23 protein-coding genes are annotated in these 24,030 nt (G+C 63.1%); 17 read left to right on the top strand and 6 right to left on the bottom strand.

What is annotated here, in order from left to right; translation table 11 throughout:
• Window positions 1-3: 3 nt before the first annotated feature.
• Together ACQRD3_RS09890 and ACQRD3_RS09895 are read right to left on the bottom strand one after the other, a co-directional pair.
• Window positions 4-1,449, bottom strand: coding sequence for an MBOAT family O-acyltransferase (locus tag ACQRD3_RS09890; protein ID WP_143476575.1), 1,446 nt, complete (start codon window positions 1,447-1,449; stop codon window positions 4-6).
• Window positions 1,450-1,563: 114 nt separating this feature from the next.
• Window positions 1,564-2,568, bottom strand: a complete 1,005-nt coding sequence (locus ACQRD3_RS09895; protein ID WP_427781264.1) for an NAD-dependent epimerase/dehydratase family protein — start codon at window positions 2,566-2,568, stop codon at window positions 1,564-1,566.
• A gap of 204 nt (window positions 2,569-2,772) precedes the next feature.
• On the opposite strand from ACQRD3_RS09895, the gene ACQRD3_RS09900 reads away from it, so the two are divergent.
• The 5 genes from ACQRD3_RS09900 to rbr all read left to right on the top strand — a co-directional run bounded on the left by ACQRD3_RS09900 (window position 2,773) and on the right by rbr (window position 8,170).
• Window positions 2,773-4,566: an FtsW/RodA/SpoVE family cell cycle protein gene (locus ACQRD3_RS09900; protein ID WP_427781285.1), complete on the top strand. Its 1,794-nt coding sequence runs from the start codon at window positions 2,773-2,775 to the stop codon at window positions 4,564-4,566.
• On the top strand, window positions 4,559-5,929 hold the full coding sequence (locus ACQRD3_RS09905) for a penicillin-binding transpeptidase domain-containing protein (RefSeq protein ID WP_427781266.1): 1,371 nt from the start codon (window positions 4,559-4,561) through the stop codon (window positions 5,927-5,929). The genes ACQRD3_RS09900 and ACQRD3_RS09905 overlap by 8 nt, the downstream gene beginning before the upstream one ends.
• Window positions 5,930-5,958: 29 nt before the next feature.
• Window positions 5,959-6,855: a tRNA (adenosine(37)-N6)-dimethylallyltransferase MiaA gene (gene miaA, locus ACQRD3_RS09910; RefSeq protein WP_080906547.1), complete on the top strand. Its 897-nt coding sequence runs from the start codon at window positions 5,959-5,961 to the stop codon at window positions 6,853-6,855.
• Between the two features lie 127 nt (window positions 6,856-6,982).
• The gene (locus ACQRD3_RS09915; protein WP_080906546.1) at window positions 6,983-7,510 is read left to right on the top strand and encodes an HD domain-containing protein; all 528 of its coding nucleotides are present in this window, start codon (window positions 6,983-6,985) and stop codon (window positions 7,508-7,510) included.
• Window positions 7,511-7,567: 57 nt separating this feature from the next.
• Complete coding sequence (gene rbr, locus ACQRD3_RS09920) at window positions 7,568-8,170, top strand: rubrerythrin (protein ID WP_080906545.1); 603 nt, start codon at window positions 7,568-7,570, stop codon at window positions 8,168-8,170.
• A 57-nt stretch (window positions 8,171-8,227) separates the two neighbouring features.
• On the opposite strand, the gene ACQRD3_RS09925 is transcribed toward rbr, so the two are convergent.
• Window positions 8,228-9,043 (bottom strand): 4Fe-4S binding protein, encoded by an 816-nt coding sequence (locus ACQRD3_RS09925; RefSeq protein ID WP_427781269.1) that lies wholly within the window; start codon window positions 9,041-9,043, stop codon window positions 8,228-8,230.
• Window positions 9,044-9,192: 149 nt separating this feature from the next.
• On the opposite strand from ACQRD3_RS09925, the gene trkA reads away from it, so the two are divergent.
• Window positions 9,193-10,557 (top strand): Trk system potassium transporter TrkA, encoded by a 1,365-nt coding sequence (gene trkA, locus ACQRD3_RS09930; protein ID WP_080906542.1) that lies wholly within the window; start codon window positions 9,193-9,195, stop codon window positions 10,555-10,557.
• A gap of 25 nt (window positions 10,558-10,582) precedes the next feature.
• Window positions 10,583-12,037 (top strand): TrkH family potassium uptake protein, encoded by a 1,455-nt coding sequence (locus tag ACQRD3_RS09935; protein ID WP_080906541.1) that lies wholly within the window; start codon window positions 10,583-10,585, stop codon window positions 12,035-12,037.
• A gap of 48 nt (window positions 12,038-12,085) precedes the next feature.
• Here the strand turns inward: ACQRD3_RS09935 and ACQRD3_RS09940 are convergent, their stop codons facing one another.
• Entirely contained in the window at window positions 12,086-13,297 is a 1,212-nt protein-coding gene (locus tag ACQRD3_RS09940) for an NADP-dependent isocitrate dehydrogenase (RefSeq protein ID WP_080906540.1), read from the bottom strand.
• 146 nt (window positions 13,298-13,443) lie between these two features.
• Here ACQRD3_RS09940 and ACQRD3_RS09945 point away from each other — a divergent pair, with 146 nt between their 5' ends.
• Window positions 13,444-14,403 (top strand): LysM peptidoglycan-binding domain-containing protein, encoded by a 960-nt coding sequence (locus ACQRD3_RS09945; protein WP_427781272.1) that lies wholly within the window; start codon window positions 13,444-13,446, stop codon window positions 14,401-14,403.
• An 86-nt stretch (window positions 14,404-14,489) separates the two neighbouring features.
• The gene (gene asnA / locus ACQRD3_RS09950) at window positions 14,490-15,503 is read left to right on the top strand and encodes an aspartate--ammonia ligase (RefSeq protein WP_427781274.1); all 1,014 of its coding nucleotides are present in this window, start codon (window positions 14,490-14,492) and stop codon (window positions 15,501-15,503) included.
• Between the two features lie 124 nt (window positions 15,504-15,627).
• Here asnA and ACQRD3_RS09955 read toward each other — a convergent pair whose 3' ends face one another.
• A complete protein-coding gene (locus ACQRD3_RS09955) occupies window positions 15,628-16,314 on the bottom strand; it encodes a peroxiredoxin (protein WP_080906537.1) in 687 nt (228 codons plus the stop codon).
• A gap of 103 nt (window positions 16,315-16,417) precedes the next feature.
• Complete coding sequence (locus tag ACQRD3_RS09960) at window positions 16,418-16,630, bottom strand: cold-shock protein (RefSeq protein ID WP_080906536.1); 213 nt, start codon at window positions 16,628-16,630, stop codon at window positions 16,418-16,420.
• Between the two features lie 461 nt (window positions 16,631-17,091).
• On the opposite strand from ACQRD3_RS09960, the gene ACQRD3_RS09965 reads away from it, so the two are divergent.
• The 8 genes from ACQRD3_RS09965 (at window position 17,092) to ACQRD3_RS10000 (ending at window position 23,991) form a co-directional block, all read left to right on the top strand.
• On the top strand, window positions 17,092-18,876 hold the full coding sequence (locus ACQRD3_RS09965; protein WP_427781277.1) for an ABC-F family ATP-binding cassette domain-containing protein: 1,785 nt from the start codon (window positions 17,092-17,094) through the stop codon (window positions 18,874-18,876).
• Window positions 18,873-19,457 (top strand): sulfurtransferase-like selenium metabolism protein YedF, encoded by a 585-nt coding sequence (gene yedF / locus ACQRD3_RS09970; RefSeq protein ID WP_080906533.1) that lies wholly within the window; start codon window positions 18,873-18,875, stop codon window positions 19,455-19,457. The genes ACQRD3_RS09965 and yedF overlap by 4 nt, the downstream gene beginning before the upstream one ends.
• Entirely contained in the window at window positions 19,457-19,708 is a 252-nt protein-coding gene (locus tag ACQRD3_RS09975; RefSeq protein ID WP_427781279.1) for a DUF3343 domain-containing protein, read from the top strand. Before yedF ends, ACQRD3_RS09975 begins: the two co-directional genes overlap by 1 nt.
• Window positions 19,695-20,177 carry a SprT-like domain-containing protein gene (locus ACQRD3_RS09980; RefSeq protein WP_427781281.1) on the top strand — a complete coding sequence of 161 codons (483 nt, stop codon included), beginning with the start codon at window positions 19,695-19,697 and terminating at the stop codon, window positions 20,175-20,177. Before ACQRD3_RS09975 ends, ACQRD3_RS09980 begins: the two co-directional genes overlap by 14 nt.
• A 44-nt stretch (window positions 20,178-20,221) precedes the next feature.
• Complete coding sequence (locus tag ACQRD3_RS09985; RefSeq protein WP_427781283.1) at window positions 20,222-21,145, top strand: sensor histidine kinase; 924 nt, start codon at window positions 20,222-20,224, stop codon at window positions 21,143-21,145.
• Window positions 21,138-21,872 (top strand): GNAT family N-acetyltransferase, encoded by a 735-nt coding sequence (locus ACQRD3_RS09990; RefSeq protein ID WP_080906528.1) that lies wholly within the window; start codon window positions 21,138-21,140, stop codon window positions 21,870-21,872. Before ACQRD3_RS09985 ends, ACQRD3_RS09990 begins: the two co-directional genes overlap by 8 nt.
• Before the next feature lie 84 nt (window positions 21,873-21,956).
• Complete coding sequence (locus ACQRD3_RS09995) at window positions 21,957-23,276, top strand: Na+/H+ antiporter NhaC family protein (RefSeq protein ID WP_427781287.1); 1,320 nt, start codon at window positions 21,957-21,959, stop codon at window positions 23,274-23,276.
• A 220-nt stretch (window positions 23,277-23,496) separates the two neighbouring features.
• Window positions 23,497-23,991 (top strand): GNAT family N-acetyltransferase, encoded by a 495-nt coding sequence (locus tag ACQRD3_RS10000; RefSeq protein ID WP_198933199.1) that lies wholly within the window; start codon window positions 23,497-23,499, stop codon window positions 23,989-23,991.
• Window positions 23,992-24,030 lie beyond the last annotated feature (39 nt).

Genomic DNA, 24,030 nt, shown 5'->3' on the forward strand with positions numbered 1-24,030 from the left:
CCTTTAAAACTGTCCGTAGATAAAGGACTGGGCGTTATACCCGGTTCCATAGCTGCCGAACACTACCACAAGAAGCAGCAGCCCCAGATAGACACACCACCGGATCCACCGCGTGGCGGTCAGCACCCGCCCGGTCACATCGGCCGTCTGGCTCCAGGCGTCCACCGCCAGCAGCAACAAAAAGCCCACCCCGGCGGCCAGAAACTCCCACCGGTCCATCCCCATCCCGGACAGGGGCGACACCCACATCGGCCCGGAGACCATTCCCCGAAGCACGGCCAAACCCGCCGACACGGACCCGGCCTTAAAAAATACCCAGGCCAGGGTGGCCAGCACGAACACGCATCCCATCTGCCACAGGGAGGTCATCGCCCCATTTTCCCGCAGTCCAAGCCCGGCTCGAACTCTGGCCCGCAGCGGGGCGGTCAGCCCGCCGATGACCTGATAGATCCCGTTGAGCAGCCCCCAAACCAAAAAGGAGACCGCCGCCCCGTGCCACAGTCCGCTGACGGCAAAGACGATCAGCAGATTGAGGTCCTTGCGCATCTTACCCTTCCGGTTGCCCCCCAGAGGGATGTAAAGGTAATCCCGAAACCAGGTGGACAGAGAGATGTGCCACCGCCTCCAGAACTCCGCAATGGACCGGGAGAAATAGGGCGTACGAAAGTTCTCCGTCAGGGTAAAGCCCATCGCCTTGGCAGAGCCCACCGCCATATCGGAGTAGGCAGAAAAGTCGCAATAGATCTGGATGGAGAAAGCACAGGCGGCGGCGATCACCTGGATCGTCCCAAACTCCTCCGGCGCGGCAAACACGGTGTTCACCACCGCCGCCAGCCGGTCGGCCAGCACCAGCTTTTTAAAAGCCCCCCACAGAAATCGGAGCAGCCCCTCCCGCAGAGCGTCATATTGAAATGGATGGGTCTCCTCAAACTGAGGCAGCAGCCGGTCTGCCCGCCCGATGGGCCCGGAGAGCAGCGCGGGGAAAAAGGAGAGGAACAGCGCATATTTGACAAAGCTCCGCTGGGCCCGTACTTTCCCACGGTAGACGTCGATCAGATACCCCATGGCGGCGAACAGGTAGAAGGAGATCCCCGCCGGGAGCAGCAGCGGCGGCACAGCGGGAGACCAGTCCAGCCCCGCCGCCCCCAGCCCCCGAGCCAGAAGAGAGACTCCAAAATTCAGATATTTAAAAAGGAAGAGCACCCCGATCAGCAGCGCCAGCGCCAAAGCCAGCAAACCCTTCTTCCGACGCTGTTCCAGCGCCAGGCCCACAGCGTAGGTCACCCCGGCGGCCCCTAAGAGGAACGGAAAGCTCTCCGGCCCCGCGCACAGGTAGAAAAACCAGCTGGCCGCCAGCAGCCAGCCGTTCCGCCCCCGGCCCGGCAGCAGGAAGTAGACCAGGGCTGTCACAGGGAAAAAGAGGATATAGCTCAGGGACAGAAATCCCACGGCCGTCCCCTCCCTTCTCAAAAATTTCAACTCATTGTACTCAATTTGCGGAGCGGTGTCAATGAAAAGGCGGACGCACTGCGGCGTCCGCACCTTCAAAAACGCCTCTCCGGCTCACTCGGCCCTCTGCAGCCACATCACCATATCCCGGACAGTCTCCTCCAGCTCCCACGGAGCGTATCCCAGTTCCCGCCGTGCCTTTTCACTGGAAAAAAGCCCGTTTCCGGTCAGGGTCCGCAGGGAGTAGCCGGTGTAAAACGGCCTGCGTCCCCGCAGGGCGGCCCAACCACCGATGGCCGGAACCGCGGCCCTGGCCAGCCAGAGGGGCATCACCGGAAGGGCTCCCTTCCCACGGACCTTTCCTGCCATTGCCAGCAGCTCCGGGATCCGGGCATAGTGTCCGCCGAGGAGATAGCTCTCCCCGGAACGCCCCCGCTCCGCGGCCAGCAGGCAGCCCCCGGCCACATCCCGCACATCCACGAAGTCATATCCCCCCTCCACACAGGCGTGCAGGCTGCCGTCCAGATACCCGGCAAACAGCTGCACCAGGTGGTTGCGCCCTCGGTCATAGGGCCCGATGATCCCGGAGGGAAGCACGATCACCGCATTCAGTCCCTCCCGGGCGGCATCCAGCACCGCCTGCGCCGCCTCTGCTTTGGTCCTGGCATAGCCCCCAAACACCGCCTCGGGAGAAAAGGCGTCCACTTCCCGCATGACCTGCCCTTGGGGCAGCTCCGGGATGGCATGGACCGAGCTGACATGGACCAGCCTCCGGGCCCCGTGCTCCCGGCAGAGCCGCAGGATATTTCGGGTCCCGCCCACATTGACCTCATAGAGCGCCTGCGGGACCTTTCGGGCAATGGAGATGAGGGCCGCCGTGTGGATGACGGTGACCCCCGCGCCCTCCCAGCCCTCGAAAAGCCCCTCCAGAGACTTTGCCTCCCGCACATCCCCCGGAAAATAGGAAATTCCCGGCCCCACTGCGGGTCCGGCCTCTCCGGGAAGGATCAGCCCCCGGACCTCCCGTCCCGCGTCCAGCAGACTGCGCACAATGGCGCCGCCCAGATGCCCGGCCGCACCGGTCACCACATACCTGTCCCCCCGCTCTCCCCATTCCATTGCACGATCCCCTCCACGTTTTGCCGCCCGTCGCCTCCCGGAATTTCTTTTCATTGATTTTTATTTTATCACATCCCGGTCCGCCGGACAACCTCTCCCTCCGATTGCACCCGCCCCGGAAATGTGATATACTGTCTGGAATCCCGATTCGAACCCAAGGAGGTGCGCGTTACGGACACGCTCCTTTCTCTTCCCCAGACCATTCTGGACGCCCTCCACGGCTTTCTGGCCCAGCACCCCGCCGTGGCGGGATGGTACACCACCGTGGTCCGCTTTCTCTTCCCCATCCTGGCTCTGCTCATTCTGGTGGGGGCCATCCGCTCCCTGCTCACAGTGCCCCACCTGCCCGAGGTGTGGGGCTATCTCTCCCTGCCCAACGGGGCCGGGGCCCCGCTCACCCACTGGGAGAACATCCTGGGCCGCTCTGCCTCCGCGGACGTGGTACTGGAATACCCCACCATCTCCCGCCAGCACGCCTCTCTCATTCGGGACCCCCGCGACTGCTGGACGGTCTACGACCTGGGCTCCAAGGGCGGCATTCTGGTCAACGGCGCCCGGGTGGAGGAATCCGCCCCCCTCCGCTACGGGGACGTGCTCTCCCTGGGCGGGGTGGAGACCGTTCTCCTCCCCGTCTCACCCGAGGAAAAGGCCCAGCGCCGGGAGCGGCGGCGGAAGGCCCGGCCCGTCTCCCCCTGGGGAAGCCTTTTGCTGCTCACGGTCTTTCAGGTCCTCACCGGCATCCAGCTCACCATTTCCGAGGGCAGGAACGCCGCTCCCTCCCTCCCCTTTACCTTTCTGGCCCTCACCCTGCTTATGTGGGCTTATTTTCTGACCCTCCGGGCCTTCCGCCGGGTGGGCTTTGAGATGGAACTCATCGCCTTCTTTCTCTCCACCCTCTCCCTGTCTGTAGTGGCCTCCTCCAACACCCCCGCCCTCCCCAAGCAGTTTCTCTGTGTGGTGCTGGGTCTTGTGGTGTTCCTGGTCCTGGGGGCGTTTCTCCGGGATCTGGAGCGGGCCAAGAAGATCCGCTGGCTCATGGCGGGGGCCGCCATCGGCCTTTTGGGGATCACCCTGGTCCTGGGCAGCCGGAAATTCGGCGCGACCAACTGGATCAGCATCGGCGGAATGTCCCTCCAGCCCTCGGAGCTGGCCAAGATCTGCTATATCTTTGCCGGCTCGGCCACTCTGGACCGGCTCTTCCGCAAGCGGAACCTGACCCTTTTCATCGTCCTCACCGGAGCGTGCCTGGGCTTTCTCGCCCTCATGAGCGACTTCGGCACCGCCGCCATCTTCTTTGTCACCTTCCTGGTCATCGCCTATCTCCGCTCCGGGGACTGGGCCACCCTGGGCCTGATCACCGGCGGAGCCGTGGGGGGCGTGCTGGTGATCCTCAGCCTGAAACCCTATGTTCTCAGCCGCTTTGCCTCCTGGGGCCACGCCTGGGAAAACGCCTCGGTCGGGGCGGGCTACCAGCAGACCCGGGCCATGTCGGCGGCGGCCTCCGGCGGGCTGATCGGCGTAGGTCCCGGAGAGGGCTGGCTCCACCGGGTGGGCGCGGGGGACACCGATCTGGTGTTCGGCATGCTCTGCGAGGAATGGGGCCTGCTGATCGCCCTGCTGGCGGTGGCCTGCATCGCCACCCTGGCCGTCTTTGCCGTCCGCGCCTGCAAGACCGGCCGCTCCTCCTTCTACATTATCGCCGCCTGCGCGGCCACCTCCCTGCTGGTCTTTCAAACCTGCCTCAACGTCTTTGGCTGCATGGATCTGCTGCCCATGACCGGCGTGACCTTTCCCTTCGTCTCCAACGGCGGCTCGGCCATGATCGCCTCCTGGGGCCTGCTGGCCTTCCTCAAGGCCACCGACACCCGCCAAAACGCCAGCTTCGCCATCCGCCTGTCCTCCAAGCGGGAGGACAACGCCTCCGCCCCTCTGGCCCCCCGCCTGGCCCCGGAAGATCCGCTGGACTGGGACGACGAGGAGGTGAACGGCGATGCGTAAGATCGAAAAGCGGGCCGCCGTCTGTCTTTTGCTGGTTCTCGCTCTGCTGCTGGGCAGCGGCTTTTTTGCCTTCCGCTTTGTGGCCTACGGCGGCAAATGGGTCTCCTTCGCCGCCAACCGTCACCTCTACAACTCCACCGGACAGCTGGCGGTAGGCCGGGTGCTGGACCGGGACGGCGACGTTCTCTCCTGCGTCAATGCAGACGGACAGCGGCTCTACTATGAAAACCCGGACGTCCGCCGGGCCACCCTCCATGCTGTGGGCGACCCCGCCGGCAACATCGGCACCGGGGCGCTGGTGGCCTTTGCAGACCAGCTCTCGGGCTACAACCTGCTCACCGGCACCTACTCCCCCCTGGGGGCGGGCAACGACCTCTATCTCACCATCGACGCCCGCCTCAACTACACCGCCCACCGGGCCATGAACGGCCGGAAGGGGACGGTGGCGGTCTACAACTACAACACAGGGGAAGTGCTGTGCATGTATTCCGCTCCCACTTTTGATCCCGCGGATCCTCCGGGCATCCAGGACGGGGACGAGCGGTACGACGGCGTTTACGTCAACCGGTTCCTCTCCGCCCTCTATCCCCCGGGCTCGGTGTTCAAGCTGGTGACCCTGGCCGCCGCGTTGGAAAACCTGCCTGAACTGGAAAGCCGCACATTCACCTGCACCGGCGCCACCCAGGTGGGCGGCGAGACCATCACCTGCACCGCCCCCCACGGAGAACTCAATGCAGAAAGTGCCCTGGCCTGCTCCTGCAACGGCTTCTTCGCCCAGCTGGCGTCCGAACTGGGACCGGACGTCCTGGCCTCCTATGCCAAAAAGGCGGGCCTCACCTCCAGCTACAACGTCAGCGGTCTTTCCACCGCCAGAGGCTCTTTCGATTTTACCGGGGCCACTGTGGGGCAGGTGGGCTGGGCGGGCGTGGGCCAGTACAACGACCTGGTCAACCCCTGCGCCATGCTGGTCTACATGGGGGCCATCGCCCGGGGCGGGGATGCCGCGGTACCTCAGCTGGTTCTGAAAACGCAGTCCGCGCTGGATCTTCCCCTTTCTTTTTACCTGAAGAAAAAAACTGGCACACTCATCAGGGCGGACACCGCCAAGCAGGTGACCGCCATGATGTCCAACAATGTGCAGGCCACTTACGGTGCAGACCGCTTTCCCAACATGGACGTGTGCGCCAAGTCGGGCACGGCCGAGGTGGGGGGCGGCAAAGCCCCCAACGCCTGGTTCGCCGGCTTCCTCCGGAACGCCTCCACCCCCTACGCCTTTGTAGTGCTGGTGGAAAACGGCGGCTCCGGCTCGGATGTGGCGGGCAGCGTGGCCGCCCGGGTACTGAACACGTTGGTCAACGGCTGAAAAATCCCTTTGATCCGGGAGGAGACCCTATGGAAAAAAACAAGCTCATCGTCATTCTGGGCACCACCGCCTGCGGCAAAAGCGGTCTGGGGGTAGCTCTGGCCAAACGATACCACGGCGAGATCGTCTCCGCCGACTCCCGTCAGGTCTACCGGGGCCTGGATCTGGGCACCGGCAAGATCACGCCCGAGGAGATGGAGGGCGTTCCCCACCACATGCTGGATGTGGCCGACCCCGGGGAGAGCTATTCGGTGGCCCAGTTCCAGCGGGGGGCCTATGAGGCCATCGATGCCATTGCCGCCCGGGGCCGCCTGCCCTTCCTGGTGGGCGGGACCGGACTTTACATCCGTGCGGTGTCCGAGGGCTACGTCTTTCACGCCGCCCCTCCGGACCCCGCGCTCCGTGCCCGGCTGGAGACCCTTTCTACCCAGGAGCTGCGCTCCGGTCTCGCCGCACTGGGGGTAGGTGTGGACACGGATGCCTGGAACAACCGTCCCCGGCTGATCCGCCTGCTGGAGAAAAGCAGAAACGGAGAGGACCCCCACGCGGAGGCCCAGCGCCAGCCCCGCTACGACGTGCTCACTCTGGGGGTCTCCTTTCCCCGGGAGACCGTCTGCCGCCGCATCGACGAGCGCCTGCTGGCCCGTCTGGACGCAGGCATGGTGCAGGAGGTGGCCGAACTGCGCCTTCAGGGGGTCTCCGACGAATTCCTGGAGGGGCTGGGTCTGGAATACCGGTACATTCTCCGCTATCTCCAGGGCACGCTCCCCTCGGAGGACGCCCTCATCGACGAGTTGGGCCGCGCCATCAAGCGCTTTGCCAAGCGCCAGGTCTCCTGGTTCAAAAAGGACAAAGACGTCCACTGGCTGGACATGGAGGCCGACCCTGCGGCAGAGGCCGCCGCGCTCATCGACGCGTTCCTCTGATCTCCTTCCACTGCCCCGTCAGAATTCCTTCACAAATCTTTACAAAAACATCAGACTTTCTCTCTGGTTTCCTTCGTTTTTTCGGTTAGACTGAAATCAGCCTTGAAAAAGCGGAGGAATCTTTGTCATGTTTTGGAAGTTCAATGAAAAAGCCCCCTGGATATCCTGTATCTCCGATCTGCTGGCCGACGAGGCGGTGCAGTCCATGCGCGCCCTGCCCCAGCACCGTCCGGGCTTCAGCTGTTATCACCATTCCCTTCTGGTGTCCTACACCGCCTATTGTCTGTGCCGCCGCCTGGGCTGGCGCGCCAGAGAGGCCGCCCGGGGCGCTCTGCTCCACGATTTTTATCTCTACGACTGGACCGACCGGCAGCTCCACACCTGCTGGTTTCATTTAAAGCATCACGGGGAGACCGCCCTCAAAAACGCCGAAGCGCATTTTCTCCTCACCCAGAGGGAGAAGGACATCATCGTCACCCACATGTTCCCTCTCACCCCCACGCCCTGCCACTTCCGGGAATCCTTTGCCGTGAGCCTGGCAGACAAGGTCTGCGCATTACTGGAGCTGCTGGGTCTGCTTCCCGGCGAGGGGCTGGACGTTCCCTATGCCCTGCCCGCCGCCATCCATGCGCTTCCCCTCTCCAAAGCCATCTGACGCATAAACGGCCCAAAAGCGGACATGCTGATTCCATCCATTTGAGGAGGGATCGCCATGTCCGTTTTATTTGAAAACAGTGAGACCAAGCGCAACGTCCTTCGGGCCTTTGCCGGCGAGAGCCAGGCCCGCAACCGCTACACCTTTGCCGCCGGGCTGGCAAAGAAAAACGGCCTGCACGTCATCGAGGCCGTGTTCACCTTCACCGCTGATCAGGAGCGGGCACACGCCAAGGCCTATTACGAGCTGCTCAAGCCCTGCTCCGGGGAGAATATCGCCATTGACGGCACTTACCCGGTGGACCTCTACGAGACCGTGCTGGAGCATCTCCGCGCCGCCCAGCACAACGAGTACCAGGAGTGGGAGCACGACTACACCGGCTTCGCCCACACCGCCAAAGAGGAGGGCTTCCCCGAGGTCTCCCACCTCTTCTCCCAGATCGCCCGCATCGAGCAGACCCACGGCGACCGTTTCGGCCAGTTTGCCGATCTGCTGGAGCAAAACAAGCTCTTCATCAGCGAGACCGAATGTCAGTGGATGTGTCTCAACTGCGGCTATCTGGTCACCGCCACCCGCCCCCCCGAGCTCTGCCCGGTGTGCAAGCACCCCCAGGGCTTCTTCGTCCGGGTGGAAATGGTCCCCTTCCAGATGAAGCGCTGATTTCCCGAAAGAAGCTGTCCCCCGCGCCGCTTTTGCGGCGCGGGGGACAGCTTCTTTTTACAGATACAGTTTGACTTCGCCCCGGCGCTTGTACCCCTCTTCCAGTTCGGTCTTATGGTAGAGATACCCGGCGTCGTCGTAATACTTGGCCCCCTTGGGGCATTTCTTCACACAGGCGCCGCACTTGATACAGATGCCGGTATACTGACTGGGGTCCTCCGGGCTGATGGAGCCCATGGGACAGACCTTCACGCACACCCTGCATTTGTCGCAGGCATCGGAGGTCAGGGGCTTCACCTTCAAAATATTCACCGGGGTCCCCTTCCGGTCCCGCGGCTGATAATACCCCCGGTAGGGCTTGGGTGTCCCGTCCACCGCCACCAGTTCCAGTTCGTCTCCCGCCAGCCGACCCGCCGCTCTCTCTCCCAGGGTCCGGGCCAGGGCCAGGTCGTCGGCGTCGGGCCGTCCGGCCGCCAGCACGGTGGAGAAGGAGTGCTCTCCCACAAAGGCCCCCGCGGCAAAGGGCCGGAAGCCGTGGTCGGCCAGAATGTCTCTGAGTTCGATGAGGGAATCGTCAAAATCACGGTTGCCGTAGGTCACCACCAGCACGGCGGCAGCCCCGTTCCCGGCCAGGGTATCCAGATACTTCAGCAGCACGTTGGGCACCCGCCCGGCATAAGTAGGCGTTCCAAAGACCACCGCGTCGGTGTCCCGGAAGTCCGGCTGACCCTGCCGCCCGGAGGGCAGCGTAAAGTCCCAGACCTCCAAAGGCGCCCCCAGTTTCTCCGCCAGCGTCCCGCCGACCGTGCGCGTTATTTTCTCCGTGGTACCGGTGGCGCTCCAATACATGATCCAAACTCGCCGAATGTTCATGAAAAGCCCTCCTTCTCTTCCCAGGCGGTCCAAAACCGTCCATCTTCGTTCCAGTATACCAGCCTTGTAACCGACTTGCAAGAACGATACTTTCTGCTATAATGGCTTTTAAGAATGTCCGGGAACTTCCGGTAAGGAGTGGAAACACTGTGAACATCATCATCGTGGGCGACGGCAAGGTAGGCGCCGCCCTGGCCGCCCAGCTCTCTTCGGAGGGGCACGACATCACCATCATCGACTCCGACCCCCAGGTACTCAGCGAGAGCATTGAAAAGCTGGACGTGATGGCGGTAACGGGCAACGGCGCATCCATGTCTGTCCTGCGGGAGGCCGGAGCCGGGGAAACCGGACTCCTCATCGCCGCCACCAGCCTGGATGAGCTGAACCTGCTCTCCTGTCTCACGGCCAAAAAGCTGGGTGCCAAGCACACCATCGCCCGGGTCCGCAACCCGGAGTATGCCGACCAGCTCATCTCCATGCGGGAGGAGTTGGGGCTTTCCATGACGGTGAACCCCGAACTCTCCGCCGCCCACGAGGCCTACCAGCTGCTCCAGTTTCCATCCTTCCTCAAGCGGGAATCCTTTGCCAAGGGGAGAGTGGAGATCGTGGCCATCCCGGTGGATGCCGGTTCCCCTCTGGCGGGGATCCCCCTGTCCCGGCTCTACGAGATCGCCCGGGTCAACGTTCTGGTCTGCGCCGTGGAGCGGGAGGACGGGATCCACATCCCCTCCGGCTCCTTCACCATCCAGACAGGAGACACCCTCTTCGTCACCGCCGGCGTCCAGGACCTGGCCGAGCTGGTCAAGCACCTGAAGCTGGTGGATCGAAAGGTAAAGAATCTGCTTTTGATCGGCGGCTCCCGCATCGCCTTCTATCTGGCCCACCGGTGCCTGGAGAGCGGGATGAACGTCAAGATCATCGAGCGGGAGCACAGCCGCTGCCTGGAGCTGGCGGAGGCGCTTCCCACCGCCGTGGTCATCGAGTCCGACGGATCCCGCCAGGACGTTCTGGAAGCCGAGGGCCTTCGCCGCAGCGACGCGGTGGTCACCCTCACCGGAATGGACGAGGAAAATCTGGTCCTCTCCATGCTGGCCGGGCATCTGGGGGTCCCCAAGGTCATCACCAAGATCAACCGCATCGAATACACCGATGTGTTCCGCCGTCTGGGCATCGGTTCCACCATCAGCCCCAAGGGGCTGTGCTGCGCCCACATCGTCCGCTATGTCCGGGCCATGGAGAGCGCCGACGGCATCGACAGCGTCCTGGCGCTTCACCCCATCGCCGACGGACAGGCAGAGGCCCTGGAATTTTTAGCAGGGAAGGACACCCGGCACTGCGGGGAACCGCTGCGGGACATCCCCCTTCAAAAGGGCGTCCTCATCGCCTGCATCACCCACGAGGGCGCGACCATCCTCCCCCGGGGCGACAGCCGTTTCTTCCCCGGGGACACCGTGATCGCAGTCACTGCGGGCGGCCGAACGGTAACGCGGCTGGAAGATCTCTTTGCGGACTGACATTTGAGAGGATGGACACAGGTACATGAATCGAAAAATGATCGGAAAGATGCTGGGCATCCTTCTTCTTTTGGAATGTCTCTTTCTCTTCCCCCCGGCCATGATCGCCGCGGGATACGGAGAAGGCAGGGCGCTGAGGGCCATCTTCACCTCCATGCTGCTCTGCAGCGGCACAGGCGGGCTGGCCTGGTTCCTCTGCCGGAAGGCTGAGCTCCGCTTCTACGCCCGGGAGGGCTTTCTCATCGTCGCGCTGGGCTGGCTGGTCCTCTCCGCAGCGGGAGCGCTCCCATTCTGGCTGTCCGGGGAGATCCCCCACTATGTGGACGCCCTCTTTGAAGTGACCTCCGGCTTCACCACCACGGGTGCCTCCATTCTCAGGGATGTGGAGTCCATGAGTCGGGGACTCCTCTTCTGGCGGAGCTTTACCCACTGGCTGGGCGGCATGGGCATCCTGGTCTTTCTTCTGGCCGTGGTGCCCATGGGAAAAGGGGGATACAGCGTCCACCTGCTCCGGGCGGAGAGCCCCGGCCCCAGCGTGGGCCGGCTGGTCCCCAAGGTCCGGCAGACCGCAGCCATCCTCTATCTCATCTACGTGGCCCTCACCGTTCTGTGCGTGTGTTTTCTTCTGGCGGGAGGAATGCCGCTGTTCGACAGCCTGTGCACTTCCTTCGGCACCGCAGGCACAGGCGGATTCGGCATCAAAAACGACTCCATGGCGGGGTACAGCCCCTATCTTCAGAGCGTCTGCACGGTCTTTATGGCCCTCTTCGGCGTCAACTTCAGCGTCTATTTTCTCCTCCTCACCGGGAAATTCCGGCAGGCCCTCCACAGCGAGGAGCTGGGGCTCTATGTCAGTATCCTGCTGGGCTCCATGGCTGTCATCACGGTGAACATCCTCCCCCAGTATTCCGGACGGATCCTACCCGCTTTCCACGATGCGGCCTTCACCGTCTCCAGCATCATGACCACCACCGGCTTCTCCACCGTCAACTTCGATCTCTGGCCCCAGCTCTCCCGGAGCATCCTGGTGGTTCTGATGGTGGTGGGCGCCTGCGCCGGAAGCACCGGCGGCGGAATCAAATGTGCCCGTCTGGTGCTGCTCTACAAATCTCTGGGAGCCCATCTCCGTCAGGCACTCCATCCCCACAGCGTCAACCCCGTCCGCGCCGAGGGCCACGTGGTGAGCAGTGAGACTCTCCAGGGGGTCAACGTCTTTTTGTCGGCGTACAGCGCGATCGCGGTCCTCTCCTTTCTCTTCCTCTCCCTGGACAATTTCTCTCTGGAGACCAACCTCACCGCCGTGCTGGCCTGCCTGAACAACATCGGCCCCGGCCTGGACATGGTGGGTCCGGCCAGCAATTACGCCATGCTTTCCGACCTTTCCAAACTGGTTCTCTCCCTGGACATGCTGCTGGGCCGGCTGGAGATCTTCCCCATTCTGATTCTGTTCAGCCCCCGCACCTGGCGCAGAGCCACCTGAGGACGCAGGCAGCGCCCCGGCCGAATGGCCGGGGCGCTGTTTTTGGCCTCAGAGTCTCCGGTCCAGCTCTGTCCGGACGGCCTTCAGGAATTCCAGGCTGTTCACCGCCCGGGCAGGCGTTTTCCCCTCCCAGAGCCCGGCCAGATCCTTGGTCATGGTGCCCCCCTCGATGGTGGCCACACACGCCGCCTCCAGCTTGGCGGCAAACGCGCCCAGCTCGCAGATCCCGTCCAGCTCCCCCCGCTTGCGCAGGGCGCCCGTCCAGGCAAAGATGGTGGCCATGGGGTTGGTGGAAGTCTCCTCGCCCTTAAGGTACTTGTAATAATGGCGGGTCACGGTGCCGTGGGCGGCCTCGTACTCGCAGTTCCCCTCCGGGGAGACCAGCACCGAAGTCATCATGGCCAGGGAACCGAAGGCGGTGGAGACCATATCGCTCATCACATCGCCGTCATAGTTCTTGCAGGCCCAGATAAACCCGCCCTCGCTGCGGATGACCCGGGCCACCGCGTCGTCGATGAGGGTGTAGAAGTACTCGATCCCCAGCTTGTCGAACTGCTCCCGGTACCGGGCGTCGAAAACCTCCTGGAAAATATCCTTGAACCGGTGATCGTACTGCTTGGAAATGGTATCCTTGGTGGCAAACCACAGATCCTGCCGGGTGTCGATGGCGTACTGGAAGCAGGAGTGGGCAAAGGAGGTGATGGAGGCGTCGGTGTTGTACTGCCCCTGCAGCACCCCGGGTCCCTGGAAGGTAAAGACGGTCTGCCGGGTCTCCCGGCCTTGGTCGTCGGTGAACACCAGTTCGGCCTTTCCGGGGCCCTTGGGCTGGAACTCGGTATTTTTGTATACGTCGCCGTAGGCGTGGCGGGCAATGGTGATGGGCCTCTTCCAGTTCTTCACCACCGGAGAGATCCCCTTGACCATGATGGGAGCCCGGAACACGGTGCCGTCCAGAATGGCCCGGATGGTACCGTTGGGGGACTTCCACATCTGGGAGAGCTTGTACTCCTCCACCCGCTGGGCGTTGGGAGTGATGGTGGCGCACTTTACCGCCACCCCGTATTTTTTAGTGGCCTCGGCGGAGTCCACCGTCACCTGATCCCTCGTCTTTTCCCGCTCGGGCAGACCCAGGTCGTAATATTCTGTTTTCAGGTCGATATAGGGCTCCAACAGCTCCTTCTTGATCTCCTCCCAGAGGATGCGGGTCATCTCGTCCCCGTCCATCTCCACCAGAGGGGTGGTCATTTTGATTTTCTCCATGGGTCGGCCCCCTTTTCCAATTTCACACAGTTTACCACGATGAAGCGTGCAAGTCAATAAAAGGCTTGTCCCGGACGCTTCCTTCCCACTCCGCATAGAATGTCCGGGGAGCTCTCCCCGTATTTTAATCCAAAGGTGGGACCCTTATGGTCAAAAAGCTTCTGTCCGCCCTGTTCTGCGGCCTGTTTCTCCTCGCCCCCGCCCTGGCGGCGGACGGCATGGACGTGAGCGTCTTTCAGGGTGATGTGGACTTTTCCGCCGCACGGGCCGACGGCATCGAGGCAGTCTATATCCGCTCCAGCTACGGGCAGGCCGGTGTGGACGAGACCTTCTATCAAAACGCCGCACGGGCCGAAACCGCCGGTCTCCCCCACGGCTTCTATCACTATCTGGAGGCCCGCACCCCCGCCGCCGCCATTCTGGAGGCCGAGCATTTCGCCGCGCTTCTCCGCCCCCTGACCTACGACTGCCGCCCGGCCCTGGACTTTGAAGGTTATCAGAACCTGAGCCCCGCCCAGGCCACCGCCGTGGCCGAGGCCTTTCTCTTTCGGACAAAAGAACTGCTGGGCGAGACCCCTATGATCTATGCCGACACCTACACCGCCTCGGCCCGGCTGGAGGACTCCATCGCCGTCTACCCCCTCTGGGTGGCCCAGTGGGACACTGCCGAGCCCGACCTCTCCGGCACTCCCTGGGACGCCTGGACCGGCTGGCAGTACACCGACCGGGGCCTGGTCCCGGGCGTCACAGGCTATGTGGACCGGGACCAGTTCCGGGACGGCATCTTCCTCCACGAAGAAGAGCATGCCCGGCTCTGCACTGTCCGCGCCGGTGACACTCTCTGGGCCATCTCCCGCCGCTTCGACACCACAGTGGCCGCCCTGGCCTCGCTCAACCACATCTCCGATCCCAACCTCATCTATGTGGGGCAGATCCTCCGCATCCCCGGCGGTCAGAGCGTTTCGGTGACCTGCACCGTCCGCCCGGGCGACACTCTCTGGGCCATCTCCCGCCGCTTCGGGACCACAGTAGCCGCCCTGGTCCAGCGCAACGACATCGCCGATCCGAACCTCATCTACCCGGGCCAGGTGCTGGAGATCCCTTAAACCGGCACGTTTTTCCTCTTTTTCTTGCCTTTTGGGTGTCGGCATCTTATAATAAAGGCTACCTAAACAAAAAGGAGCCGACACATATGGCCACTACCATCATCCCCCAGGGCTATGCCCCTTCTCTCAATCTCTACGACACACAGAAGGCCATCGGCCTTTTGAAGCGTCTGTTTGAAGACACTCTGGCGGGGGCCCTCAACCTCCGAAGGGTCTCCGCCCCCCTCTTTGTGGAAGCCTCCACCGGCCTCAACGACGATCTCAACGGCGTGGAGCGGGCCGTCTCCTTCGACGTGCCCTTTGCCTCCAAGGACGCCCAGGTGGTCCACTCCCTGGCCAAGTGGAAGCGCATGGCACTCTACCGCTATCACTTCTCCGTGGGGGAGGGCCTGTACACCGACATGAACGCCATCCGCCGGGACGAGGAGCTGGACAACCTCCACTCGGCCTATGTGGACCAGTGGGACTGGGAAAAGGTCATCGCCCCCCGGGACCGCACCGAGGACTATCTCCGCCGTACGGTGGAGGCCATCGCGCAGGCCCTCCGGGAGACCCAGACCACCCTCCGTTCCGCCTTCCCCGTTCTCAACCGTCTGCCCCAGGTGGACGGGCAGGTCGCCTTCGTCACCGCCCAGGAGTTGGAAGACCGCTGGCCCGACCTCAGCTCCAAGGAGCGGGAGCGTGCCTACGTCCGGGAGCACCCCCTCACCTTCCTCATGGGCATCGGCGGCGCGCTGAAGTCGGGCCAGCCCCACGACGGCCGGGCTCCCGACTATGACGACTGGGCCCTCAACGGCGATCTGCTGGTGTGGAACAGCGTGCTGGAGGATGCCATGGAGCTCTCCTCCATGGGTATCCGGGTGGACCCCGCCGCCCTGGACCGTCAGCTCACTCTTTCCGGCCACGACGAGCGCCGGGGCCTGCTTTTCCACAAGCTGCTGCTGGAGGGCAAGCTGCCCCTCACCATCGGCGGCGGCATCGGCCAGTCCCGACTGTGCACCTATCTGCTGGGCAAAGCCCACATCGGTGAGGTCCAGGCCGGCATCTGGGATGAGAAAACCCTTTCCATCTGTGAGGAGGCAGGCGTCATCCTCCTGTGATCCGCCGGAGCAGCCCCGCCCCCGGGCATGGGAAAATCCTCATAAACAAAAAATTCCTGTAACCAGTTTGGTTACAGGAATTTTTTGCGGTCTTTTGTTTCCGGGGACGCCAGACATGGCACCCCTACTCCTGCGTCACTCCGCCTCCCGATCCCTCGGAACTGCCGGGAAGCTGGCGATAGCACAAAAACCAGTCCCGACAGTCCAGCGGGGGCTGGCTTTTCCCGCTCTGCCGCTCCAGCAGGCCCTCATAGGTCTGAGGAGGCGGAACCAGGGCAGGCTGTCCCGGCTGCCAGTTGGCGGGAGTGACCACGCCGTCCCGGTCGGTGGTCTGGAGCGCGGTGAGCAGGCGCAGGATTTCGGGAATACTCCGGCCGTTTGTGAGGGGATAGACTAAAATGGCCCGCACGACCTGTTCGGGATCGATGAAAAACACGTTGCGGACAGTCTCCTGCCGGCTGGCATCCAGAGCGATCATCCCGTAACGGCGGGCAATGCTCCCGTCCCGGTCGGCAATGATGGGAAAGGGCACCTGAACACCGGTGGCCATGTAGATGGCATAGGTCCAGGCCAGGTGAGAGGGGTTGCTGTCAATACTCAGCCCCAGGAGTTGGGCGTTTCTGGCGGAAAACTCCGGCTGGGCTTTGGAGAATGCTAAAAATTCCGTGGTGCAGACAGGGGTGAAGTCCCCCGGATGAGAAAACAGGATGAGCCATTTCCCCCGGTAATCAGACAGCTTCACCGGCCCAAAGGTGGTGACGGCGCTGAAATCGGGGGCCTTCATCCCGATGCTCAGATGGGTCTCTTCCATAAGATCAGCCTCCATCCCTATCCTATGAGGCGCGGCGCACAGTGTGCGGGAAACAAAAGACCGCCCGGGGCTTAACAGCCCCGGGCGGTCTGGTTGGCAATGCTTACAGCGCCACCACGTTGATGGCGCGCAGCTTATTGCTGTCCTTGGGATCGGGCTCGGTGTCGTAAGTCACCTTCTGGCCCTCGGCCAGAGTGCGGAAGCCGCTGCCCTGGATGGCGGAGAAGTGGACGAACACGTCGCCGCTGCCGTTGTCGTTAGAGATGAAGCCGTAGCCCTTCTCTTCGTTGAACCATTTGACAGTACCCTGATTCATAGTGTAATACCTCCTGAAAATTGTTATCCTGCCGCAAAAAAGAAACCACCCATGTAAGTCAAAATGGAAACTGACATACACAGGTGGCAATCAATTTTTACATTTTAGATACTTTATTAGTATACGGCAAGCCAGCCGGATTTGTCAAGAGGAAATTCCGTGTGCTTCAAAAATTGTACAGATGTCGCCGAGGATGCCTACTATCGTCAGGCCGTGCTGTGTGCCGTTGAAGAAAAGATTACCGAAGGTACCGGCAATGCTCTGTTCAGCCCCCTGTCGAGCTGCACCCGGGCTCGGCTCGTGACCTTCCTCTACCGCTGCATGGGCAAATAAGACCTGAGAGCCATCACACGGGCCGGAGCAATGCTCCGGCCCGTGTGATGTTTTTTAAAGGGGCTTTCTTCTTTTCCCACTTTTGTGTATAATAAAAGGCAAATCAGATGGGACGGAGAGAGTGGAGTATGCTGCTGTCGGCAGAACACATCACCCGCAGCCTGGGGGCGCGGGTGCTTTTGGAGGACGTGAACCTCTACCTGGACCGGGGAGAAAAGCTGGGGATCATCGGGGCCAACGGGGCGGGAAAGTCCACCCTGCTGCGCATCCTGGCCGGGGCGGAGGAGCCGGAGGGCGGCTCTGTGCGGCCCGACCCCGGGGTCCGGCTGGAATATCTGCCCCAGGCCCCGGCCTATGAACCGGAGCGCACCATCCTGGAGCAGGTCTTCAACGGACTGGACTCCTCCGCCCGCGAGGTGGCCGAGCATGAGGCCAAGACCGTACTCACCCGGCTGGGCCTGCCTGACTTTACCCGGCGGATGGGGACGCTCTCCGGCGGAGAACGTCGGCGGGTGGCGTTGGCCAGCGTGCTGGTGCGGCCTTCCGACATTCTGCTGCTGGACGAGCCTACCAACCACCTGGACGCCGAGATGGTGGGCTGGCTGGAGGACTTTTTGAAGCGCTGGAAGGGCGCGCTGGTGATGGTGACCCATGACCGCTACTTCCTGGAGCGGGTGGTGGACCGGATGGTGGAGGTGGAAAACGCTCGTCTCACGTTCTACACCGGAAACTACGCCGCCTACCTGGAACGAAAGGCAGAGCTGCTGGAAATGGCCCAGGCCAGCGAGCGCAAGCGCCAGTCCATCCTACGCCGGGAGTACCAGTGGGTGATGCAGGGTGCCAAGGCCCGGGGCACCAAGAGCCGGGAACGGCTGGAGCGCTATGAGAGCCTGAAAAATCAGGAGACGGCGGAGGAACGGGGGCGGCTGGAGCTCACCGCCCTGTCCAGCCGTCTGGGGAAAAAGACGGTGGAGCTGGCCCACGTCTCCAAGTCCTTCGCCGGCCGCGCGGTGATCCGGGATTTCTCCTGCATGCTCCTGCGCACCGACCGGATCGGGGTCATCGGCTCCAACGGCAGCGGAAAATCCACTCTGCTCAATCTCCTGGCCGGGCGCCTGCGGCCGGACAGCGGCACGGTGGAGACAGGCGAGACGGTGCGGATCGGTTACTTCTCTCAGGAGAACCCGCCCATGGACGATTTTCAGCGGGTCATCGACTATGTGAAAGACGTTGGCAACTATATCGAGACCGCCTCGGGCACCCTCACCGCCGGGCAGCTGCTGGAGCAGTTCCTCTTCACCGGCGATCAGCAGTACTCCCCCATCGGCAAGCTCTCCGGGGGAGAAAAGCGGCGTCTCTTCCTCCTCTCGGTGCTGGCGGCGGCCCCCAATGTGCTGCTGCTGGACGAGCCCACCAACGATTTGGACATCGACACCCTCACTGTGCTGGAGGACTACCTGGAGAGCTTCCCCGGAGCAGTCGTGGCCGTATCCCACGACCGGTATTTCCTGGACAAGATGTCCCGGCGGATCTTCCTGGTGGACGGCACGGGGACGGTCACCGAGACCCCCGGCGGCTACTCCGACTGGCTGGAGAGCCGAAAGGAGCAGGCCCGGGCGGAAAAGGCCCCGGCGGAGCGAAAGGAAAAGCCCCGGGGGGCCCAGAGGCTGAAATTCAGCTACAAGGAGCAGCGGGAATTCGAGACCATCGAGGGCGAGATCGCCGCGCTGGAGGCCGCTCTCGCGGATCTGCAGGCCCAGCAGGAGGCCCAGGGCAGCGACTATGTGGCTCTGGAGCGGCTCCAGGCGGAGCAGGCCCTCCGGGAATCCGAGCTGGAGGAAAAAATGGAGCGGTGGATGTATCTTACCGACCTGAATGAGCGCATGGAAGCGCAGAAGGAGGAGCAAGAATGAAAGAGATCGACGCGAGAGGACTGGCCTGCCCCCAGCCCGTGATCCTGACCCGGAAGGCCATGCTGGCGGGAGAGAAGCAGCTCATTGTGCGGGTGGACAACGCCGCCGCGGTGGAAAACCTGAAACGGCTGGCGGACAGTCAGGGCTATCAGGCCGCGGTGTCCGGCGCAGAGGGAGACTACGCCCTCACTCTGTCCGGAGAAGGGTCCGCCGTCCCCGCTGCCGGAGGAGAAGGCCCCGGGACCGGGGACTGGGCGGTGTTCATTGGCCGGGACATCATCGGCGCCGGGGACCGCACCCTGGGCGGCAACTTGATGCGGATGTACCTCTACACCCTGGCCCAGGGAGAGGAGGCCCCCGCCGCGCTCCTTTTTATGAACGCCGGGGTAAAGGTGCCCGCTCTGGACGAGCAGGCCGCCGAACACCTGAAGTCGCTGGAGGCCCGGGGGACCCGGGTGCTGGTGTGCGGCACCTGCCTCAACTTCTACGGACTCACCGAGCAGTTGAAGGTGGGCACCGTGAGCAACATGTACGACATCGTCTCCGCCATGGGCCAGAGCGCCAAGGTGATCTCCCTCTGATGGACTGGTGTCATGTGACCTTTGCCTCGGCCAGCGGGGCCATCGCCGCCCAGCGGGCGCTGGACGGGGTGTGCCCGGCGGTGGTGATGCCCGTGCTGCGGCAGGTATCCGCCGGCTGCGGTATCGCTCTGCGGCTGATGCCGGAGGACGCGCCCCGAGCCCGGGCCGCCCTGGCGGCTGCGGGTCTCAGCGGCTGGCAGTGCTATGCCGTCACCGGCACGGGGGAGGGTCTGCGCTGTGAACGACTGTGACGCGCTTCTTCAGGCGGTGCTCCGGGAGGCGAAGGCGCTGGGCATCCCCGTGTCCCAAAACATTGACCCTGAAGTAAAGCGCAACCGCAGGGCCGCCCGCCGGTTCGGCTGCTGCCGGTTCCGGGAGGGGCGTTTTGAGATCGAGGTGGCCCAGCGGCTGGCCGAGGGGCCGGAGGCGGGCTGCCGGGAGACACTGGCCCACGAGGCGCTCCACACCTGCTGCGGCTGCCGCAACCACGGCAAGCGCTGGCAGAGCTACGCGGCGAAGATGAACGCCGCCTACGGCTACACCATCTCCCGCACCTCCACCAATGAGAAAATGGGAGTGGAGGAGCTGAGAAGTCCAAACTACATTCTCCGCTGCACCCGGTGCGGCGCGGAATTCCACCGTCTCCGGGCCTCCCAGCTCACCCGTCACCCCGAGCGCTACCGCTGCAGGTGCGGCGGATCGCTGACCCGGGTGCTCTGACACCGCCCGCCCCGGCACGTGAAACAAAAGAGGAGGAAACCATCGTGACCACCTGGAAAATCATCCTGCTTACCGCAGGATGCCTGGCGCTGCTGCTGGCACTGGTGATCCTGGCCGCCCTGCCGGGCATCCGTCTCAGGCGGGTGGGAAAAGCCCTGCAGGAGATCCTGGAGGACCCATCGCAGACCCGGGAAGTCCCCCGCGCACTGAATCCGGTGGCGGGAGATCTGGCCGCCGTCCGGGCCCGGCTGTGCCTTCAGCAGGAGGAGGTTCGCCAGGAGGAAAAACGGCGCCAGGACCTCATCGCCTTCCTGGCCCACGACCTGAAAACCCCGCTCACTTCGGTGCTGGGCTATTTGGAACTGCTGCGGGACGAGCCGGGACTCAGCGAGGAGCAGCGGAGCAAGTACACCGGAGTGGCTCTGGCCAAGGCCAAGAGGCTGGAGGAGCTGGTGGGAGAGTTTTTTGACATCAACACCATGGATCTGGCCCTGGACCGGCGGGACGAGGTGCAGATTTCTTTCCTGCTGGAGCAGCTGGCCGACGAGTTCTACCCGCTCTTTGCCTCCAAGGATCTGACCTGTGCCCCCGACATCGAACCCCATCTGGTGGTGGAGGGGGACGGCGACAAGCTGGCCCGGGTCTTTGACAACGTGCTCCGAAACGCCGTCAGCTACTCTTCCCCCGGCGGCCCGGTGGGCCTGGTGGCCCGGCGGGAGGGCGATCAGGCGGTGGTGACGGTGACCAACGAGGGCCTGGAAATTCCCGAGAAGGAGCTGTCCAACATTTTTCAAAAATTTTACCGGCTGGACGCCGCCCGCTCCACCCGCACCGGCGGAGCCGGTCTGGGCCTTGCCATCGCCAAAGAGATCGTGGAGCTCCACGGCGGCTCCATCTGGGCCGAGAGCACCGGCCGGCGCACCGCTTTTGTCATTCAGCTGCCGCTGAAGGGGGCTTCACATGGATGAACGGGAAAGAGCGTCGTCCTTTCTGAACCGGGACCCGGTCTACTACGCCAATCTGCTGGAGGTACTGCGCCGGGGCTCCGCGGAGCACCTGACGGCGGCGGACGGAGGCGTGGTCCTGCGGGACCGGGACAGCGGTTCCTGGATGTTCGCGCTGGAGCCCGGATCGGAATGGCTGCTGGAGCTCATCCCGGATGACGCCGACCTCATCACCGGCCACGCCTCCTGGTGTCTTCCCCTGCTGAAGCGGCGGCTGGGGCTCCGCGGCGTCAAGATCGTCCACTCCGCAGCATGGACCCGGCCCGCGCCCCCCGCGCCCAGGGACTTTGGCGGTGAGCTGCGGCTGCTGGATCAGGCGTGGGCCCCCTGGGCCGTGGAACACTATTCCGGCGACTTTGGCGGCCTGCCCTATATGGAGGGCGTGGTGGAGCGGGGCCTTCTGGGGGCCTTTGTGGACGGACAGCCCGCGGGGTTCGTGGGGTTTCACGACGAAGGCTCCATCGGCCTTCTGGAGGTCTTGCCGGCATTCCGCCGCCGGGGGATCGGGGAGGCTCTTGAGATCGGAGCCATCCGCCTGGCCCTTAGCCGGGGGCAATACGCCTTTGGGCAGGTGGTGGCCGGAAACGGCCCCTCCCTCGCGCTGCAGGCACGAATGGGGCTGTCCGTGTCGAAGCGGACCCTCTTTTGGCTGTTCCCGCCAGGTCTTGACACGAGTTCTTTTCCATGTTAAAGTAAAAATATTACGGGTCCGATCGATCCGGGGCATCCACGGACAAGCGCGGGCGCCCCTTTCTTCTGGCCTCCTTTGGAGTGGATGAACGTGAAGAAAAACAATCCGAGAGCTCTGCTGCCCATTCTGGTGTTCCTGGTGCTCTACCTGGGGCTGGGCCTCACCTTTGAGTACGGTATGAAGATCCCCATGGGCTTCTACAACATCCCAATCGTCATCGCCTTCCTGGCTGCCATTCTGGTGGCCTGCATCCAGAATCCGGAGCTCTCCTTCGAGCGGAAGCTGGAGATCATGGGGCAGGGCGTGGGGGATAAAAACATCATCACCATGCTCCTCATCTTCCTGGTAGCCGGGACCTTTGTGGGTGTGGTGGGCCGCTCCAGCGCCGAGAGCGTGGCTTATTTCATGCTCTCCATTATCCCCGCCCGGTTTGCCGTGGCGGTGCTGTTTGTGGTGTCCTGCTTTGTCTCCACCGCCATGGGCACCAGCGTGGGCACCATCACCCTCATCACCCCCATCGCCGTGAGCGTGGCCTCCGCCTCCGGCTTTGGCGTCCCCCTGTGCGTGGGTGCGGTAATGGGCGGGGCCATGTTCGGAGACAACCTCTCCTTTATCTCCGACACCACCATCGCCGCCTGCAACGGACAGGGCTGCGCCATGAAGGACAAGTTCCGGGAGAACTTCGGCATCGCCCTCCCCGCCGCCCTGGCCACCCTGGCGGTGATCCTGGTGCTCTCCTTCCGAACTCCCATGGCAGGAGCCGTAGTGGAGCCCTACAACCTGGTGCAGATCATCCCCTATGTGCTGGTGCTCATCGGCGGCATCGCGGGCTTCAACGTATTCCTGGTGCTGCTGGCGGGCATCGTCTCCGGCTCCGCCATCATGCTTTTCACCGGCGAGACCGCCGCCACCGACCTGCTGGCCCACATGGGCAGCGGCGCCGCCGGGATGTTTGAGACCAGCATGGTGGCCATTCTCGTGGCGGCCATGTGCGCCCTCATCCGGGTCTACGGCGGCTTCGACGCCCTGCTGAACCTGATCCGCCGTGTGTTCCGGGGCCGCAGGGGCGGCCAGCTGGGCATGGGCCTGCTGGTGGGCGTGATGGACATCGCCACCGCCAACAACACCGTGGCCATCGTCATGGCCAACCCCATCGCCCGGGAGATGGGCCAGGAGTACGGCATCTCCCCCAGGAAGTGCGCCTCGCTGCTGGACACCTTCTCCTGCGTGTTCCAGGGGGTCATCCCCTACGGTGCTCAGATGCTGGTGGCCATTTCCGCCGCCGCCGAGCTGGGCCACGCCGTCTCGGCCTTCGACATCATGCCCTGCCTCATCTATCCCTATCTGCTGCTGGCCAGCTCTCTGATCTTTATCTTCCTGGTACCGGAGAAGAAGAAATGCTGATATTCCTGATCCAGGGGCTCTTTTGCCGGGTGTGCGCCGCCTGGGCAAAAGAGCTTCTTCCCTTTCCCCCGGACTTGACAGAGATCGTTTTCTATGCTATGGTGTAGGTACAATTTCATAAAAAAGAACCGTCGATGCGCAAGCATAGAAGGGCTTTTTAATATTTTTACTGTGAGGTAAGCGTATGAAGAAAGCCGCTTCTATTTTTTTGCGTGCGAACATGGGACAGGCGGATATCTACCGGCTGTCGGACTGGATGGAGAACCGGGAGATCACCCGGTTCCTGAACGAGGACGCCGACTCCCCCCGGGCACTGCGCCGTCTGGTGGAGACCACGCCGGAACCCATGCTGGCCTGCCGGTTCAACCAGCGGGGCCGCTTCTTCCTGGTCTGCGACGACGAGGAGGATTCCATTGGCTTCGTCCGGCTTTCCCGTCAGGAAACCCCCGACTGTTATGAGATCGTCTTTGCCATCGGAGAAGAGGAGCTGTGGGGAAACGGATATGGCACCCAGGCGGTTCGGGCCGCCCAGTACCGGGCCTTCTTCGACTTTCGGGCCAGAAAGCTCATCGCCAAGATCTACCACGGAAATCTCCGCTCCAAGCTGACGGTGCAGAGCTGTGGCTTCCGGGAGGAAGAGCGGCTGGAAAAGCTGAGCCGCTACTCCATCACCATGGACGAGTATCTGGACTTTTTGGAGCAAAAGCGGGCGTAATGTCCGGCCAATGCTCTCAAAATAAAAATATCCCTCCGC

This window comes from Candidatus Pseudoscillospira sp. SGI.172, assembly GCF_050313575.1.
In the GTDB taxonomy this organism is placed as follows: domain Bacteria; phylum Bacillota; class Clostridia; order Oscillospirales; family Oscillospiraceae; genus Vermiculatibacterium.

Excerpts from the sequence above, each read along its gene's own strand:
- ACQRD3_RS09905 (WP_427781266.1), top strand. The coding sequence starts at position 4,559 with ATGCGTAAGATCGAAAAGCGGGCCGCCGTCTGTCTTTTGCTGGTTCTC.
- ACQRD3_RS09990 (WP_080906528.1), top strand. The coding sequence starts at position 21,138 with ATGGATGAACGGGAAAGAGCGTCGTCCTTTCTGAACCGGGACCCGGTC.
- ACQRD3_RS09955 (WP_080906537.1), bottom strand. The coding sequence starts at position 16,314 with ATGGAAGAGACCCATCTGAGCATCGGGATGAAGGCCCCCGATTTCAGC.
- miaA (WP_080906547.1), top strand. The coding sequence starts at position 5,959 with ATGGAAAAAAACAAGCTCATCGTCATTCTGGGCACCACCGCCTGCGGC.
- ACQRD3_RS09965 (WP_427781277.1), top strand. The coding sequence starts at position 17,092 with ATGCTGCTGTCGGCAGAACACATCACCCGCAGCCTGGGGGCGCGGGTG.
- ACQRD3_RS09960 (WP_080906536.1), bottom strand. The coding sequence starts at position 16,630 with ATGAATCAGGGTACTGTCAAATGGTTCAACGAAGAGAAGGGCTACGGC.
- ACQRD3_RS09895 (WP_427781264.1), bottom strand. The coding sequence starts at position 2,568 with ATGGAATGGGGAGAGCGGGGGGACAGGTATGTGGTGACCGGTGCGGCC.
- ACQRD3_RS09925 (WP_427781269.1), bottom strand. The coding sequence starts at position 9,043 with ATGAACATTCGGCGAGTTTGGATCATGTATTGGAGCGCCACCGGTACC.
- ACQRD3_RS10000 (WP_198933199.1), top strand. The coding sequence starts at position 23,497 with ATGGGACAGGCGGATATCTACCGGCTGTCGGACTGGATGGAGAACCGG.
- yedF (WP_080906533.1), top strand. The coding sequence starts at position 18,873 with ATGAAAGAGATCGACGCGAGAGGACTGGCCTGCCCCCAGCCCGTGATC.
- ACQRD3_RS09995 (WP_427781287.1), top strand. The coding sequence starts at position 21,957 with ATGAACGTGAAGAAAAACAATCCGAGAGCTCTGCTGCCCATTCTGGTG.
- asnA (WP_427781274.1), top strand. The coding sequence starts at position 14,490 with ATGGCCACTACCATCATCCCCCAGGGCTATGCCCCTTCTCTCAATCTC.
- ACQRD3_RS09940 (WP_080906540.1), bottom strand. The coding sequence starts at position 13,297 with ATGGAGAAAATCAAAATGACCACCCCTCTGGTGGAGATGGACGGGGAC.
- ACQRD3_RS09935 (WP_080906541.1), top strand. The coding sequence starts at position 10,583 with ATGAATCGAAAAATGATCGGAAAGATGCTGGGCATCCTTCTTCTTTTG.
- ACQRD3_RS09975 (WP_427781279.1), top strand. The coding sequence starts at position 19,457 with ATGGACTGGTGTCATGTGACCTTTGCCTCGGCCAGCGGGGCCATCGCC.
- ACQRD3_RS09945 (WP_427781272.1), top strand. The coding sequence starts at position 13,444 with ATGGTCAAAAAGCTTCTGTCCGCCCTGTTCTGCGGCCTGTTTCTCCTC.
- rbr (WP_080906545.1), top strand. The coding sequence starts at position 7,568 with ATGTCCGTTTTATTTGAAAACAGTGAGACCAAGCGCAACGTCCTTCGG.
- ACQRD3_RS09915 (WP_080906546.1), top strand. The coding sequence starts at position 6,983 with ATGTTTTGGAAGTTCAATGAAAAAGCCCCCTGGATATCCTGTATCTCC.